General features: G+C 70.9%; 14 protein-coding genes. 4 read left to right on the top strand and 10 right to left on the bottom strand.

The genetic code is table 11. The features are described from left to right. Positions 1-12: 12 nt before the first annotated feature. From H3H34_RS10945 to H3H34_RS10925, 5 genes are all read right to left on the bottom strand, one after another. A complete protein-coding gene (locus H3H34_RS10945) occupies positions 13-402 on the bottom strand; it encodes a hypothetical protein (RefSeq protein ID WP_194745331.1) in 390 nt (129 codons plus the stop codon). Positions 403-434: 32 nt separating this feature from the next. Then, on the bottom strand, positions 435-1,316 hold the full coding sequence (hslO, locus tag H3H34_RS10940; protein ID WP_194745330.1) for an Hsp33 family molecular chaperone HslO: 882 nt from the start codon (positions 1,314-1,316) through the stop codon (positions 435-437). Between the two features lie 32 nt (positions 1,317-1,348). Next, positions 1,349-2,281 carry an ornithine carbamoyltransferase gene (gene argF / locus H3H34_RS10935; protein ID WP_194745329.1) on the bottom strand — a complete coding sequence of 311 codons (933 nt, stop codon included), beginning with the start codon at positions 2,279-2,281 and terminating at the stop codon, positions 1,349-1,351. 3 nt (positions 2,282-2,284) lie between these two features. Further along, on the bottom strand, positions 2,285-3,466 hold the full coding sequence (locus tag H3H34_RS13710) for an aspartate aminotransferase family protein (RefSeq protein WP_194745328.1): 1,182 nt from the start codon (positions 3,464-3,466) through the stop codon (positions 2,285-2,287). A 72-nt stretch (positions 3,467-3,538) separates the two neighbouring features. After that, complete coding sequence (locus H3H34_RS10925; protein ID WP_194745327.1) at positions 3,539-4,366, bottom strand: ABC transporter permease; 828 nt, start codon at positions 4,364-4,366, stop codon at positions 3,539-3,541. A 116-nt stretch (positions 4,367-4,482) separates the two neighbouring features. Between H3H34_RS10925 and H3H34_RS10920 the strand changes: the two genes are divergently transcribed. Beyond that, the gene (locus H3H34_RS10920) at positions 4,483-5,061 is read left to right on the top strand and encodes a GcrA family cell cycle regulator (RefSeq protein ID WP_194745326.1); all 579 of its coding nucleotides are present in this window, start codon (positions 4,483-4,485) and stop codon (positions 5,059-5,061) included. A 109-nt stretch (positions 5,062-5,170) separates the two neighbouring features. Here the strand turns inward: H3H34_RS10920 and H3H34_RS10915 are convergent, their stop codons facing one another. From H3H34_RS10915 to H3H34_RS10895, 5 genes are all read right to left on the bottom strand, one after another. Further along, positions 5,171-6,520: an ammonium transporter gene (locus H3H34_RS10915; RefSeq protein WP_408033958.1), complete on the bottom strand. Its 1,350-nt coding sequence runs from the start codon at positions 6,518-6,520 to the stop codon at positions 5,171-5,173. A 38-nt stretch (positions 6,521-6,558) separates the two neighbouring features. Next, positions 6,559-6,897 carry a P-II family nitrogen regulator gene (locus H3H34_RS10910; protein WP_194745325.1) on the bottom strand — a complete coding sequence of 113 codons (339 nt, stop codon included), beginning with the start codon at positions 6,895-6,897 and terminating at the stop codon, positions 6,559-6,561. A 157-nt stretch (positions 6,898-7,054) separates the two neighbouring features. Further along, a complete protein-coding gene (locus H3H34_RS10905; protein WP_194745324.1) occupies positions 7,055-7,303 on the bottom strand; it encodes a putative signal transducing protein in 249 nt (82 codons plus the stop codon). After that, positions 7,300-8,700: a metalloprotease TldD gene (tldD, locus tag H3H34_RS10900; RefSeq protein ID WP_207790913.1), complete on the bottom strand. Its 1,401-nt coding sequence runs from the start codon at positions 8,698-8,700 to the stop codon at positions 7,300-7,302. Before tldD ends, H3H34_RS10905 begins: the two co-directional genes overlap by 4 nt. A 76-nt stretch (positions 8,701-8,776) precedes the next feature. Then, positions 8,777-9,559 (bottom strand): 3-hydroxybutyrate dehydrogenase, encoded by a 783-nt coding sequence (locus H3H34_RS10895; protein WP_194745322.1) that lies wholly within the window; start codon positions 9,557-9,559, stop codon positions 8,777-8,779. Positions 9,560-9,724: 165 nt separating this feature from the next. Here H3H34_RS10895 and H3H34_RS10890 point away from each other — a divergent pair, with 165 nt between their 5' ends. From H3H34_RS10890 to infC, 3 genes are all read left to right on the top strand, one after another. Further along, positions 9,725-10,909 carry an acyltransferase family protein gene (locus H3H34_RS10890; protein ID WP_194745321.1) on the top strand — a complete coding sequence of 395 codons (1,185 nt, stop codon included), beginning with the start codon at positions 9,725-9,727 and terminating at the stop codon, positions 10,907-10,909. Next, positions 10,906-11,775 carry a pirin family protein gene (locus tag H3H34_RS10885; RefSeq protein ID WP_194745320.1) on the top strand — a complete coding sequence of 290 codons (870 nt, stop codon included), beginning with the start codon at positions 10,906-10,908 and terminating at the stop codon, positions 11,773-11,775. The genes H3H34_RS10890 and H3H34_RS10885 overlap by 4 nt, the downstream gene beginning before the upstream one ends. 107 nt (positions 11,776-11,882) lie before the next feature. Continuing rightward, entirely contained in the window at positions 11,883-12,410 is a 528-nt protein-coding gene (gene infC / locus H3H34_RS10880) for a translation initiation factor IF-3 (protein ID WP_194745319.1), read from the top strand. Positions 12,411-12,442 lie beyond the last annotated feature (32 nt).

Here is a 12,442-nt window from a genome sequence, read left to right as displayed (position 1 = left end):
GGAGGGCCCGGCTCAGTTGCCGAGGAACCGGTACTCGGCGCTTGACGCGAACGGCAGCCGGCCGCTCACGCCCTGCGCATGGACGACGTAGAGGCCGGCATGGTCGCGGCGGATCTCGCTGCGGCCGCTGTCGCCCCCCGGGCAGGTCCAGCTCACGACCGCGCGCTCGGGCGTGTCGGCAAGCACCGTGAGCCGGCAATCGCGCGGGAGAACCCGGCCGGCGAAGAGCAGGGCCGCCGGGTCGGCAAGCGTCATGCGGCGCGCAGCGCCCCGCCCGCCCTCGCTGGCCTCCCACGCGCCCCTCGGGAAGCCGTCGGCGAAGATGCGCAGGGCAGGAGCCGCGGGCGCCGCGGCCGCCGGCAGCGCGCCCGCGACGAGGAGGAAGGGAAGGGCATGGCGCATGTCCCCAATATCGGCCGGAACGGCCACGGCTTCTAGACCGCGAAGACGAACCGCTTCGAACAGAACTCGCAGTCGACGGAAATCCGGCCGTCCTCGCCGCGCATCGCCGCCCGCTCGGCTTCGGGGAAGCGCAGCAGCACCTCGCGGATATAGGCTTCCGAGCAGCGGCAGCCGCGCGAGAGCGGCATGGAAGGCAAAAGCCGCACCTCGTCCTCGTGGAACAGCCGCCAGAGCAGCGTCTCGAGCGGGAGGTCAGGGTCGGCGAGCTCCTCGGGTGTCACGGTCGCGGCCAGGGCTGCGACATGCGCCCAGTCCGGGTGGGCCTCCTCGACGTGGAGGCGGGGCCCGCCCGCCTCGCCCCGCGGCAGGTGCTGGAGGATGAGCCCGCCTGCCGTCATCGAGCCGTCGGGCCTGCGCCGCGCGACGAGGCGGACAAGCGTCGGCAGCTGCTCCGAGTTCGCGAAATAGGTCTCGGCGGCAGCCGCGAGCGAGGGCCCCTCGAGGGCAACGATGCCCTGGTAGCGCTCGGCGGTTGCCGCCTGGTCAAGGGTGATGACGAGGTTGCCGCCGCCGAACATGGCCTCCAGCCCCGCTTCGGGCGCAAGGCGCCGGTCGGGGTCGACGGAGACGTAGCCGCGCAGGGCGCCGCCGAGGAAGTCGGCGACCAGCAGCCTGACGGGCGCCTCGCGGCGGCCGGCCGGCTGCGCCTGGATCGTGACCTGCCCCTCGTCGGGGCGAAGGATGGCCCCCATGAGCGCAGCAAGGACCAGCGCCTCGGCAAGCAGCCGCGCCGGGGTCTCGGCATAGGCATGGGCCGAGAGGATCTCGTCGAGCACCGGGCCGAGCCGAACCACCCGTCCGCGCACGTCGCGCCCGGGGATGAGGAAGCCGAAGACCCGGTCACAGTCCGCCATGTCCGTGCCTCCCGTGCCTTCGCCCCGGCGCGTCAGTCGCCGAGGTGGCCGAACAGCCACAGGAGGATGGCCTTCTGCGCGTGGACCCGGTTTTCCGCCTCGTCCCAGACGGCGGACTGCGGCCCGTCGATCACGCTGTCGGTCACTTCCTCGCCGCGGTGGGCGGGCAGGCAGTGGAGGAAGATGGCGCCGGGGCGGGCAGCGGCCATCAGCATCGGGTTCACCTGGAAGGGCTCCATCGCCCGCCGGCGGGCCGCCGCGTCCTCGTCGCCCATCGACACCCAGGTGTCGGTGGCGACGACGTCGGCCCCGGCGACCGCGCGGAGCGGGTCGTCCATGGTCTCAACAGCGGCACCCCGGGCCCGGGCGGCAGCCACGACGCCCGCATCGGGGGCGTAGGCCGGGGGCGTTGCGACCCGGAGCGCGAAGCCCATGAGGCCGGCGGCCTCGATCAGCGAGCGGGCGACGTTGTTGCCGTCCCCCAGCCACGCCCAGCGGGTGCCGGCGACCGGGCGGCCCAGCCGCTCCTCCACCGTCATCAGGTCGGCAACCGCCTGGCACGGGTGCGCGCGCTCCGTCAGCCCGTTGATGACGGGCACGTCGGCAGCGGCGGCGAAGGCCTCGAGATCGGCATGCGCGCGCGCGCGGATGACGACGGCATCGACCATCCGCGACATGACGCGGGCGGTATCGTGGATGGTCTCGCCCCGGCCGAGCTGCAGGTCGCCCGCGGCGAGCGTGATGGTGCCGCCGCCGAGCTGGCGCATGGCGATGTCGAACGAGAGCCGGGTGCGCGTTGACGGCCGCTCGAAGATGGCGGCGAGCACCCGTCCGGCAAGCCGCGCGCCGTCGTCGGCCGCGCCCTTCGGCCGGCCGGCGCGGGCGGCCTTGAGGGCATGCGCGCAGTCGAGGATCCGCCGGAGCGCTGCCGGGCCGGCATCGGCAAGGGTGAGGAAGTGGCGCACGCTTCAGGCGGCCTCCGGCACCCGGTAGTCTGCCGCCGCGGCCGAGAGCTTCGCCACGGCCTCGCGGATATGCTCCTCCTCGATGACGAGCGGAGGGAGGATGCGGACGACGTTGTCGGCTGCGGCAACGGTCAGCAGCCCGTGGGTCCGCAGGTGGGCGACGAAGGCGCGGCTGTCGGTCCGCAGCTTGAGGCCGAGCATGAGCCCGAGGCCGCGCACGCCCTCGAAGATCGGGTGGTTGGGGATCATCTGCTCGAGCTCGCCGCGCAGCCGCGCCGCGCGCGCCCGGACGGTCTCGAGGAAGGCCGGCTCGGCGACGATGTCGAGCACCGCCTCGCAGGCGGCCATGGCAAGCGGGTTGCCGCCGTAGGTGGAGCCATGGGTGCCGACCGTCATGCCGGCGGCCGCCCGCTCGGTCGCAAGGCACGCGCCGACCGGCACGCCACCGCCGATGCCCTTGGCGATCGCCATGATGTCGGGGGTGATGCCGTACTGCTCGTGGGCGAAGAGCGTGCCCGTGCGCCCCACGCCGCACTGGACTTCGTCGAGGATGAGGAGAAGGCCGTGGGCATCGCACAGGCGGCGGAGGCCCTGGAGGAAGGCGGGCGAGGCCGGGCGCACCCCGCCCTCGCCCTGGACCGGCTCCACCAGGATGCCGCCGATCGAGTCGTCGATGGCGGCCTCGGCAGCGGCGAGGTCGTCGAAGGGGAGTACCCGGAACCAGTCGGGCAGCGGCTCGAAGCCGTCGCGGAGCTTCGCCTGGTCGGTCGCCGCGATCGCCGTCATGGTCCGGCCATGGAAGGCGTTCGAGAAGGTGAGGATGCGGTAGCGCTCGGCCCGGCCGGCGGCGAAGTGGAAGCGGCGGCAGGTCTTGACCGCGCACTCGATCGCCTCGGCGCCGGAGTTGGTGAAGAAGACCGTGTCGGCGAAGGTGAGCGCGACCAGCCGGCGGGCGACGGCCTCCTGCTGCGGCGAGGCGTAGAGGTTGGAGACATGGATGAGGGTCTCGACCTGCGCCTTCACCCGCGCGGTGAAGTGCGGGTGGCCGTGGCCGAGGCAGTTGACCGCGATTCCGCTCGCGAAGTCGAGCCACCGGCGCCCCTCGGCATCGTAGAGGTAGCAGCCCTCGCCGCGGACGGGCGCAACCTCCGAGCGGGCGTAGACGGGCATCAGCACGGGGATCATGGGCAGGTCCTCGCGGTCGGCCAATGGAAAACGGCGGCCGCCCGGACCGCCGCGACCCGGGGGGATAGCGGCTCAGGCGCGGACTTTCCACCCCGATTCGAGGAGGCGCCACGCCGCAACCCAGAGGAGGAGGGCAAGGCCGCCGACGACGAGCGCGCCAAGCCGCGGGTCGGCCTCGGCGACGCCGATGAAGCCCGCGCGGAACCCGTCGATCATGTAGAAGAAGGGGTTGGCGCGCGAGACCGCCTGCATCGCCTCGGGCAGCCGGTCGATCGCGTAGAAGGTGCCCGAGAGCAGGGTGAGCGGCTGCACGACGAAGTTGGTGACGGCCGCGCCGTGGTCGAACTTCTCCGCCCAGAGGCCGGTGAGCACTCCGAGCAGGGCAAGGAGTACGGCGCCGAGCGTGCCGAACAGCAGCACCTGCGGCAGGTGGGCGATGGCAACGTTGACGTCCGGCCAGAGCAGCATGGCGCCCCAGATGGCGAGCCCGACGAGCCAGGCCCGCGTAACCGCCCCGGCCACCCAGGCGGCGAGGAGCTCGCGCGGCGAGAGCGGCGGCATGAGGACGTCAACGATCGTGCCCTGCACCTTGGCGATGATGAGGCTGGAGACCGTGTTCTGGAAGCTGTTCTGCGCCATGCCCATGATGATGAGGCCGGGCCCGAGGAAGCTGCCGTAGGCGACGCCGAGCACCTCCCGCTTCACGCCACCGAGCGCGACCATGAAGATGGCGAGGAACAGGAGGGTGGTGATGGCGGGCGCCCAGATCGTCTGCATCTGGACCTTGAAGAAGCGCCGCACCTCCTTCACATAGAGGGTCCAGACCCCCAGCCAGTTGACGCCGCGGATGACCGGCTCGCCGGGCGGGCGCAGCGGGATGGGGGAGCGGGCGTGGTCCACGGCGGGGCACCTAGACGGCGCGCTGCCCCCTCGACAAGATCACCGCCCGGCCGGGGATCGAGGCCGGACCAGCGTCTGCGCCCGCGAGACCATCTGACCGACGCGAGGACACAAGCATGGCCTGGACCGAGGAGCGGATCGCCCTTCTCACGCGCTACTGGCAGGAGGGCTGGTCGGCGAGCCAGATCGCCGAGGCGCTCGGCGAGGGGCTCACCCGCAACGCCGTGATCGGCAAGGCCCACCGGCTCGGGCTTGCTGCCCGCCCGTCGCCGCTGCGCGGCGGCGAGGGCCGCACCGAGGATCCCGCGGCAAAGGCGAAGACCCGCCCCGAGCCGGCGCCGGAAGCCGCGCCGCCGCCAGAGGCGCCCGCGGCCGCGGAGACTGCCGCGTTAGCCGAGGCCGAGGCACCGCCGGCAGTCGCGCCGCCGACCGTTCCAGCCGCACCGCGGAAGCTGGTGCGCCCATCCGAACGGCCGAAGCGGGTCACCCTCCTCGACCTCACCGACAAGATCTGCAAGTGGCCCATCGGTCACCCGGACGAGCCCGACTTCCACTTCTGCGGCCAGCCGGTCGCACACGGCTTCCCCTACTGCCCCGACCACTGCCTGCTCGCCTACCAGTCGCAGCAGCCGCGCCGGGAGCGGCCGGCGGGGCCGCCGCCGCCCTTCCGCCCGAACCTCCCGCGCCCGCGCTAGGGGCGACGCGCTCGTCCCTGCGCTGCAGGCTGGCGTTCGCGCTTTCGCCAAAAGAAGCCCCCGGCGGTTGCCCGCCGGGGGAGGTGGTTCCTTGGGGAGGAAGGGAAGCTCAGAAGTTGTAGGCGCGCTCGCCATGCTCGCCGAGGTCGAGCCCCTCGCGCTCGACCTCGGGGCTGACGCGAAGGCCGGTCAGCGCCTTGGCGATGCCGAAGGCGATCGCCGACCCGATCGCGGCCCAGGCGATGGCGACGAGCACCGACTTCACCTGGATCCAGAGCTGGGCGCCGAGCACATACTCGGCCGGATCGCCGGGGCCGCCGAGCGCGGGCAGCATGGTGAAGGCGGTGCCCACCGAGCCGATGATGCCGCCGATGCCGTGGATCCCGAACACGTCGAGGCTGTCGTCGAAGCCGAGCTTCGGCTTCAGCTGCATGACGAACAGGCAGCAGAGGAAGCCGGCGACAGCCCCGAGAAGGATGGCACCGAACGGACCGCTGTTGCCGGCGGCGGGCGTGACCGCGACAAGACCGGCAATGGCGCCCGAGCAGGCGCCCAGCAGCGAGCCGTTGTGGCCGGTCACCTTCTCGCAGAGCATCCAGAAGAGGATTCCGGCAGCGGTCGCGACGAAGGTGTTGAGAACCGCGAGGCTCGCAATGCCGTCGGCCTCGAGCGCCGAGCCGCCGTTGAACCCGAACCAGCCCACCCAGAGCAGGCCGGTGCCGATGAGCGTCATGGTCAGCGAATGCGGCGGCATGGGCTCCTTCATGTAGCCCATGCGCTTGCCGAGGATGTAGGCGCCGACGAGCGCGGAGACCCCGGCGTTGATGTGGACGACGGTGCCGCCGGCGAAGTCGAGCGCGCCCCAGCCGAAGATGAGGCCGGTGGTCGCCTCGTCGGCACCCGCATACCAGACCATGTGCGCGATCGGGTAGTAGACGATGACCAGCCAGACGAGCGCGAAGACCATGAGGGCGGAGAACTTCATCCGCTCCACGAGCCCGCCGACGACGAGCGCGACGGTAATCGCCGAGAAGGTCATCTGGAAGGCGACGAAGATGAACTCGGGGATGACGACGCCGTCGGTGAAGGTGGCCGCCGTCGAGTCCGAGGTCATCCCGGCCAGGAAGAACTTGCCCATCGAGATGAACTGGTTGAAGTCCCCGCCGAAGGACAGGCTGTAGCCCACCATCACCCACATGAGCATGGCGAGGCTCGCCACCGCCGTCACCTGGGTCAGCACCGAGAGCATGTTCTTGGTGCGCACGAGACCCCCGTAGAAGAGGGCGAGACCCGGCACGATCATGAGCATGACCAGCACCGAGGCCACGATCATCCACGCCGTATCGCCCTTGTTCGGGACCGGGGCCTCCGCCTCCTGGGCGAGAACCGGGGCGGCAAGACACAGGAGCGCGAGGGCGGAGGCCTTCAGCGCGGTAGCAAAACGATGGAACGACGGCACGGACAAGCACCCCTCCTTGCTGATGGGCAGGATCGCGCTCACAGCGCGGTCTCGTTGGTTTCGCCGGTGCGGATCCGCACGGCTTGCGCCAGCTCGACGACGAAGATCTTGCCGTCGCCGATCGCACCGGTGTGCGCGGCCTGCTGGATGGTCTCGACCGCGCGGGCCGCGAGCGCATCGGTCACGGCCACCTCGATCTTCACCTTCGGCACCATGTTGGTGGTGTACTCGGCCCCGCGGTAGATCTCGGTCTGGCCCTTCTGCCGGCCGAACCCCTTCACTTCGGTGACCGTCATGCCGGTGACGCCAAGCGCGGTCAGCGCCTCGCGCACCTCGTCCAGCTTGAACGGCTTCACCACGGCAATGATCAGCTTCAAGGCGACGACCCCCTTTCCGACGAGCCAAGCCCGCCGGAGCGCGATGCAGGATTCGTGCCAACCTCGCGCCCGGGGTGCCACCTTGTGCGCTGCAGCAGACGAGGCGCCGCCGCTGCCCAGAAATTCAGCCAAGGAGGGGTATCGACCTCGCCCCTGCCTAATCCTTGTGCATGGGTTGGTCGGAGCCCGGCGCGCTGAGGAGCGCCCGGGCCGCGCGGAGGTCGGCTGCCGGCACCATGAGCCGGATGCCCGGCAGGCCGCCGCCGAGGAGCCCCGCAAAGCCGGCGTCAAAGAGGGTCGCGGCAATGCCTGCGGTGCGCAGCCGCCCGGCCATGATCTCGGCAAGGGCGACGTCGTGCAGCCGTTCAAGCTCGGCCAGCGGCGCGGCGGCAGGGCCCGCCGTCACGCGGTGCCGCCCACCGTCAGCCGTTCGACGAGAAGGGTCGGCTGACCGACCCCGGCCGGCACCGACTGGCCGGCCTTGCCGCAGGTGCCGATGCCCGGATCAAGCGCGAGGTCGTTGCCGATCGCAGCGATGCGCTGCATCACCTCGGGTCCGTGGCCGATGAGAGTCGCGCCCTTGATGGGAGCGGTCAGCCGCCCCTTCTGGATGATCCACGCCTCGGTGCAGGAGAAGACGAACTTGCCCGAGACGATGTCGACCTGGCCGCCGCCGAAGCTCTTGGCGTAGATGCCCCGGTCGACCCGGGCGATGATGGCCGCAGGGTCCTCGGTGCCGGCGGCCATGAAGGTGTTGGTCATCCGCGGCATGGGGGCATGGGCGTAGCTCTCGCGCCGGCCGTTGCCGGTCTCGGCGACGCCCATCAGCCGCGCGTTCAGCCGGTCCTGCATGTAGCCCTTGAGGATGCCGTCCTCGATGAGGACGGTGCGCGCCGTCGGCGTGCCCTCGTCGTCGACGCTGAGCGAGCCGCGCCGGCCTTCGAGCGTGCCGTCGTCGATGACGGTGACGCCGGGCGCGGCCACCCGCTCGCCGACCCGGCCGGCGAAGATCGACGAGCCCTTGCGGTTGAAGTCCCCCTCGAGCCCGTGGCCGACCGCCTCGTGGAGGAGAATGCCCGGCCACCCGGGCCCAAGCACCACCGGCATCTCGCCGGCGGGTGCGGGCACCGCCTCGAGGTTGACGAGCGCCTGCGAAAGCGCGCGCGCCACCGCATCCTGCCACACCTCTGGGGCGAGCAGCGCGTCGGGCAGGTGTCGCCCGCCAAGGCCCCAGCTGCCCGATTCGCGCCGCCCGTTCGCCTCGGCGACGATGCCGACGTTGAGCCGCACCAGCGGCCGGATGTCGCGCACGCGCGTGCCGTCGGCGCGGACGATGTCGACGAGCGACCAGGAGGCGGCGAGCGAGGCCGAGACCTGCGCGACCCTCGGGTCTGCCGCCCGGGCATGGGCATCGATCGCCTGGAGAAGCGCCACCTTGCGGTCGAAGGGGACGGACGCGAGGGGGTTGGCGTCGGTGTAGAGCCGGGCGTTGGTGCCGCGCGGCGGCGGGGCGGGCGCGGTGCCGGGGCCGACCAGCGCGAGCGTCTCGGCCGCCCGGGCGATCGCTGCCGCGCTCACCTCGGTCGAGTGGGCAAAGCCGGTCGTCTCGCCGGAAACCGCGCGCAGGCCGAAGCCGCGGCTCGTGTCGAAGCTTGCGGTCTTCAGGCGCCCGTCGTCGAACCCGAGCGATTCGGACACGGCATACTGGAGGTAGAGCTCGCCGTCGTCGTAGCCCGAGAGGTGGCGCCGGGCGAGGCGCTCAGCCTCGTCGGGCGCAAGGTCACCGTAGAGAAGCGCGTCCATTGCCGGGATGTAGCGCAGGCTCCCGGAAATGCCAGACGCGCCAGCGCGCTCCCTCACCGGCAGGTGCACGCGCCCGCTACTCCATGTGCCAGCCATGGGAGACGATGAGCGACTGGCCGGTCAAGGCCGCGCTCCCGAACCCGGCGAGGAAGACCGCGGCCTCGGCGACATCGGCGAGCGTCGTGAACTCACCGTCCACCGTCTCCTTCAGCATGATGGTCTTCACCACCTCCTCTTCCGAGATGCCGAATTCCTTCGCCTGCTCGGGGATCTGCTTCTCGACGAGCGGGGTCAGCACGAAGCCGGGGCAGATCACGTTGGCGCGAATGCCGTGCGCCGCCCCCTCCTTCGCCACCGTGCGCGCAAGGCCGAGGAGCCCGTGCTTCGCCGTGACATAGGGCGCCTTCAGCTTGGAGGCGGTCTTGGAATGGACCGAGCCCATGTAGAGGATCGCCCCGCCCCGCCCGCTTGCCTGCATGTGGCGCATCGCCGCCCGGGTGGTCAGGAACGCGCCGTCGAGGTGGATGGCGAGCATCCTGCGCCAGTCGGCGAGCGTGAAGTCGACGAGCGGCGCGACGATCTGGATCCCGGCGTTGGACACCAGGATGTCGAGCCCGCCCAGCCGCTCGATCACGGCGGCCGTGCCCGAGTCGACCGCGGCCTCGTCGGTCACGTCCATGGGAACCGCCATCGCCGTGGCGCCCGAGGGATCGAGCGCCGCCGCCACCTCTGCAGCGCGGTCGCCGGCGAGGTCGGCGATGGCGACGCGCGCCCCCTCGCGATGGAACGCCTCGGCAATGGCCCGGCCGATGCCGCTTGCCGCCCCCGTCACGATCGCGACCCGATCCTTCAGCTGCATCCCGATCCTCCGTCATCCATGTGGCCCCGGCACTAGCTGCAAGCCCGGCTGGCGCGAAGCCGTCTTCCGGCCAACGCGAGGCGGGACCGCTGGCGGCCGGGGCGGATTGTCGTGCCGCACCACCCCTGCCAAGGAGCCGCGATCGAAGGGAGGACCCCCCGCGCGATGACCGAACGGCTCGTTTCGCCCCGTCAGAGCGCAGGTGCCGCGCCAGCCGGCCACGACAACATCCCGTCGCTTGACGGGCTCCGCGCACTTGCCGTCGGGATCGTGTTTGTCTCGCATGTCGGCTTCGCTGTCCCGGTGCCCGGTGGGTTCGGGGTCACGATCTTCTTCTTCCTCTCGGGGTTCCTCATCACCACGCTGCTTGCGCGCGAATGGGATCGATGGGGTACCGTCTCGCTCCGCGCCTTCTACGCGCGGCGAGTCATCCGGCTCATCCCCCCGCTCCTTGTGACCCTCGCGGGCGCCGTCGCACTTGCACTTGCCGGCCTGGTTCCAGCCGACCTCGACCCGGCGACTCTGCTCAGCCAGATCTTCTTTTTCTACAACTACTTCGCGGTCGCCACCGGAGACCGCACCGCTGGTGTCGAAGGCCTGCGGGTGCTCTGGTCACTTTCGGTCGAGGAACATTTCTATCTCGTCTTCCCGCTTCTCTTCATCGGGGTGGCCCGCGGACATGTCAGGCTGTGGCAGATCGGCGCCCTGCTTGCCGCAATCCTGGGCTGGCGCATGGTCCGCTGGTATCTGCTCGGCACCTCCGACTGGACCATCTATGTTTCCACGGACACGCGCTTCGACTCGCTTCTGTGGGGATGCCTGCTCGCGCTCCTCTGGTGGAAGACCGACTTTCGCGCTCGCGTGCCAGGGGGCGGTGCCGGGATGTGGTTCCTGATGGGACTGGCGCTTCTCGGGATCACCATCTCGTTGCTCTACCGTGACGAGAGCTTCCGCGCGACCTGGCGCTACACTTTGCAGGGCGCGGCACTGCTTGTGCTCTTCCACTATGCCGTATCCCGCCCCGATCACCCGCTCTTCCGGCCACTGAACTGGGCCTGGATTCGCATGGTGGGCGTCTGGTCCTACACGCTTTATCTCGGCCATCATGTCCTCATTTGGGCAATTCGGACGAACCTCCCCGAAATCTCCATCTTGGGGCTCGCGACTCTCGCCGCCGCATTCTCGGTGGGCTGGGCCGTGCTTGTCTGGTGGTCGATAGAAAGACCGCTTGCCCGCGTTCGCCGCCGCCTCACCGGTCATCTGCCACGCCTCGACAGGGACAGCGTCGCACCCGGCGGGAGCGCGCCGTCTCCACGGGCGGCAGCATTGCGGAAAGGGGGTTCGCCATGATCCGGATCGAGGGCCGGCCGCGGGATCTCGGCGGCTTTGCCGTGCGGCGGCTTCTGCCGCACCCGGCGCAGCGGACGGTCGGGCCCTTCATCTTCTTCGACCACCTGGGGCCTGCGGACTTCCCGCCGGGCAAGGGCATCGACGTGCGGCCCCACCCGCACATCGGCCTTGCCACCGTCACCTACCTGTTCGAGGGCGCGCTCCGCCACCGCGATTCCCTCGGGTTCGTCCAGGACATCCGCCCCGGCGCGGTCAACTGGATGACGGCCGGCCGCGGCATCCAGCACAGCGAGCGCACGCCGCCGGAGGAACGCGCGGCAGGGCACCGCATCCACGCCATCCAGACCTGGGTGGCGTTGCCGAAGGCCCACGAGGCCGACCCCCCGGCCTTCGTCCACCACCCGGCGGAAAGCCTCCCCGTGCTCGACCTCTCGGGCTGCCGCGCGGTACTCCTCGCCGGCACCGCCTTCGGCGCCACCGCGCCGGTCGCCTTCCCCCACCCCATCTTCTACCTGCACGTCGCCGGCCGTGCCGGTGCGGAGCTCGCGCTGCCCGATGCGCACGCGGAGCGTGGCATCTACGTCGCCTCGGGGGCGATCGGCATTGGCGACGGCACCCACGGCCCCGGCACCATGATCATCGCCCCGGCGGGCCCCTTCCGCTTCACCGTTGCGGAGGCGGGGCACCTCTTGCTGTTCGGCGGTGCGCCGATCGACGGGCCCCGTCACATCTGGTGGAACCTCGTGGCCTCCGACCCGGCGGCTATCGCGGCGGCGAAGGCCGACTGGGCGGCGGCGCCGCAGGGTGGCCGATTCGGCACGGTGCCGGGCGAAACCGAGTGGATTCCGCTTCCCGAAGACGGCTGAACCACGTCCGCCCCTTTTCGCTCGGGCGCCGGCGCGCTATCTTCATCGGGCACGTTCCACATCGAGGAGAGACGACCATCCGATCCCCGTTCAGCCGCCGCGCGATGATGCCGGTGCCCCAGACGCTCAATGGCCCGCGCTACAACGAGTACATCACCGTTCCCCGCGTCCGGGTCATCGACGAGAATGGCGAGAATCTCGGCATCATGTACACCCGCGAAGCCATCGCCGCGGCGCAGGAAGTCGGGCTTGATCTGGTCGAGGTCTCGCCCAACGCCGACCCGCCGGTGTGCAAGTTCCTCGATGTCGGCAAGTTCAAGTACGAGACCCAGAAGAAGGCTGCCGCCGCCCGCAAGACCCAGAAGGTCCAGGAGGTCAAGGAAATCAAGATGCGGCCCAACATCGACGACCACGACTACGAGGTCAAGATGAAGGCCGTGCGCAAGTTCCTCGAAGAGGGGGACAAGGTGAAGCTCACGCTTCGCTTCCGCGGCCGCGAGCTGGCCCACGGCCAGCTCGGGCTCAAGCTCCTCGAGCGGGTGCGCGATGACGCCGCCGAATATGCCAAGATCGAGCAGGCGCCGCGCATGGAAGGCCGGCAGATGCTCATGATCATGGCGCCCAAGGCGGCGTGACTCGGTGCCCGCCGGGCCGCGTGCCCGGCCGG

Source organism: Thermaurantiacus tibetensis, from assembly GCF_015354055.1.
Lineage (GTDB): Bacteria > Pseudomonadota > Alphaproteobacteria > Sphingomonadales > Sphingomonadaceae > Thermaurantiacus > Thermaurantiacus tibetensis.
This window is presented reverse-complemented; position numbering and strand designations above follow the sequence as displayed.